This is a genomic window from Shewanella sp. SG41-4, assembly GCF_014164505.1.
Taxonomy (GTDB): domain Bacteria; phylum Pseudomonadota; class Gammaproteobacteria; order Enterobacterales; family Shewanellaceae; genus Shewanella.
The window spans coordinates 1-3311 of record NZ_JACJFI010000351.1; the positions used below are offsets into that span (position 1 = coordinate 1).

Here is a 3311-nt window from a genome sequence, read left to right on the forward strand (position 1 = left end):
TCTAACGATAAAAACGCCAATAAATCTTTTGGCGCAAACAATAAACTTGCACATGTTACGATAAGCCATGACATAGAACTTACGAACAAGTGCTTACTATTCAACAACTTTATTGAACCTATTTTCATTTTCATCATAGCTTACCCGCAGTGTCAGATTTTTGAGCCTACTAAGATAAAGCAAAATATATGCCATAAAAAATAATTGATTAGCTGATATTTTTTATTTTTTTCATCACTATATGTGCCCTATCAGGCTATGCTTTAACCAAAGGTTTGAGACCTTAACAAATAACAGCTAAATACATTGCAGAATCAATACCCTCAGAGGGTGATTCTCCCTATTAATACATTACATTGAAGAAACTATGCTGATATCCATACCACAGTTACTGCAAAGTCCTATAGCTCGAAAATTGACACTTTCTATTGTGGTCTTTAGCTCGTTAATTACTCTCCTGACGACGGCTTATCAGCTCGTGAGTGATTATCAAAATGATGTAAGTAGAATTGATCGCGTTTTTTCGAATATAGAAGCGGTAAATTTAGAGGTGCTAGCAGCCAGCATATGGGTAATAGATGAACATTTAATCGACACTCAACTCCATGGTTTAAGTCAATTACCTGACATAAACTATATTTCAATCCGTGATGACACTAATCAAGAATGGCACTTTGGTGAATATAGAGAAACGGCCATTATTGAGAAACAATATCCATTAATTTACACCAATAATGAACATATTCCTGTTGGTACGCTTATCATACAAGCTGATCTAAATATCATTTATGATCGTTTGTACGATAAAGCAATACTGATTTTATTATCCAACGCGATCAAAACCTTCCTCGTGGCAGGTTTTATCTTGTTTCTGGTGTGGTTCAATGTGACCAAACATCTTCGTCAATTAAGCCAATATTGCCAAGATATAAGCTTAGATCACGACTTTATGCCCTTGAATTTTAATCGTAAGCCGCAACATGATGAATTTAGTTTAGTGGCTGATGCGGTTAATACCATGCAACAGCAAATCAGAGGCTCTTATCAAGCATTGCACCTATCGAAAGTCGATCTTCAGCATGCTCTTGAAGATCGCGATCGCTTACTGTCATTAGAACGCAGCTATAAAGATGATCTCGCACGCCAAGTGAAAGAACAAACCAAAGAACTTGAACAATCGTTGCAAATGTTAAAACGAACTCAACAAGTTCTGGTCGAAAAAGAAAAAATGGCGGCATTAGGAGGATTAGTTTCCGGCGTAGCCCATGAAATTAATACCCCTATTGGCATTTGTTTAACAGCTGCCAGCTCACAATTGTCTCATATAGAAGAGTTGATCAAATTGATCCATAGCGATGATGCCACTTTAGAACAAATTAATGGGATTTTAGAGCAATACCAACAAAGCAGTCAGTTAATCGTTAGTAATATCACTCGTGCCAGTTATTTGATCCAACAATTTAAATCTATTGCCGCGGAACAAAGTCATGAGAAAAACACAGTCTTTAATTTGAGCCATCTATTACGCGATATTACTGATTCATCTTTAATGATATTTTCGCCTTTAGACGTGGAAATAACCACCAACTTGGATGAAAAATTACAGCTTAATAGCAATGCCAGTTTATTAAGCCAGGCTATCACTAACGTAGTATCAAATGCATTTTTACATGCATTTAAGGATGTTCCACAAGCGAAAGTCCACATTAATGTCGTTACTGAACCAGGTGGTGTTCATATCGAAATACAAAATAATGGTGCAGCTATTCCTGATGATATCGTCGAACATATTTTCGAACCCTTCTTCACTACAGCTCGCCACAAAGGAGGAGTAGGTTTAGGCTTAGCAGCTGCATTTAACGCGGTGACGAAGATGAAGGGTAATATAAGTTATGTTGCCACTTCACCACTTGGTGGACCAATGTTCGTGATTAGTGTGCCGACATAACCAACAAATTCACTCCAGTGTTAAACAGATTTAGCGGCTAGTTTGCTCAGTACACGACTAACAGCAACAAACGCAAACGTTCCCGTTACCATGGTAATGGCTCCAAAACCGGAGGCGCAATCCATTCGCATACTGCCTTCAACATTTGCTTTGGTGTTGCATACGCTGCCATCAGCTTGAGGGTAAACTAGATGTTGGGTCGAAAATACCGCATCTACGGCAAAACGACGCTGAATATTTTTAGTGAAATTGTAATCTTTGCGTAATATGTTGCGCACTTTTGCCAATAATGGATCTTGTACTGTTTTAGCCAAGTCGGTAATTTGAATTAAAGTCGGATCGGTTTGTCCACCAGCACCACCTATGGTCACTAGCGGAATTTTATTGCGCTTACACCAAGCAATTAATCCCGCTTTAGGCTTTACAGCATCAATACAGTCAACCACATAATCAATATTGCCACCTTGTGAGGTAGGTTTAAAATACTCAGCAAGATTGTCTAAAGTAATAAAGTCTTCTACTTCATTAACGACACACTCGGGGTTAATTTCACCAATGCGTTTTGCCATAACCTCAACTTTTGACTGGCCAATAGTCGAGGTTAATGCATGTATTTGGCGATTGGTGTTGGTAACACAAATATCATCTAAATCAATTAGCGTAATCTGCCCTATACCACTTCTCGCTAATGCTTCCGCAACCCATGTGCCTACACCACCAATACCAACAACCACAACATGCGCTTGCGAAAAAGTCGTTAGTGCTGCTTGACCGTATAAACGGCCGACACCAGCAAAACGATGATTATAAGATTCTGACAACATTGGTTACGCCCTAATTAACGACTATTTTCGCGGCCAATTTTATATGATTTATCCTCAAAGCTAAACGTTTGTCACGATTCACTCTAGATGAATTTGGTTAAGGATACTTTTTGGGTGAATAACAAGCATCGCATGCTCATATATTTAGCTATTAATTCAGCTCACTCGTTATGGGATAGGGAATATGGGATAAAGTCATAAAATCGGTTTATTACTGATGAAAATATCAAAACGGTCCAATGATTTAACTAAATAAAAGAGATTTAACTAAAAAAAGTGACTAACCAAGATAGTTTAACGCATCAATTGCATCGCTATAGTAAGCCATACAACCCCGCTAGTAGGATAAAGAGCTTTTTGATAACAGTGTTTTATCGAACAAAGGCAACGCGAGCTTATTGTTTTTACGTCCTAAAAATCTTCCTACCACAAAAACCATTAAAACATGATTAATTTATAACCTTATTAGACTAAAGATATAAAATTTACTATCGAATATTCGCAATGATTAAATTAACATGAGCTAAAATACAATTCTG

General features: G+C 37.5%; 3 protein-coding genes. 2 read left to right on the forward strand and 1 reads right to left on the reverse strand.

The features are described 5' to 3' along the window. A partial coding sequence (locus H5202_RS24030; RefSeq protein ID WP_220493940.1) for a hypothetical protein occupies positions 1-204 on the forward strand: 204 nt, incomplete at its 5' end. Between the two features lie 163 nt (positions 205-367). After that, positions 368-1948 (forward strand): sensor histidine kinase, encoded by a 1581-nt coding sequence (locus H5202_RS19445; RefSeq protein ID WP_182773515.1) that lies wholly within the window; start codon positions 368-370, stop codon positions 1946-1948. A 20-nt stretch (positions 1949-1968) separates the two neighbouring features. Here H5202_RS19445 and tcdA read toward each other — a convergent pair whose 3' ends face one another. Continuing rightward, complete coding sequence (gene tcdA, locus H5202_RS19450; RefSeq protein WP_182773516.1) at positions 1969-2772, reverse strand: tRNA cyclic N6-threonylcarbamoyladenosine(37) synthase TcdA; 804 nt, start codon at positions 2770-2772, stop codon at positions 1969-1971. Between the last annotated feature and the right edge of the window lie 539 nt (positions 2773-3311).

Bases quoted from the DNA above. Each gene is read 5' to 3' on its own strand.
- H5202_RS19445 (WP_182773515.1), top strand. From the start codon at position 368: ATGCTGATATCCATACCACAGTTACTGCAAAGTCCTATAGCTCGAAAA.
- tcdA (WP_182773516.1), bottom strand. From the start codon at position 2,772: ATGTTGTCAGAATCTTATAATCATCGTTTTGCTGGTGTCGGCCGTTTA.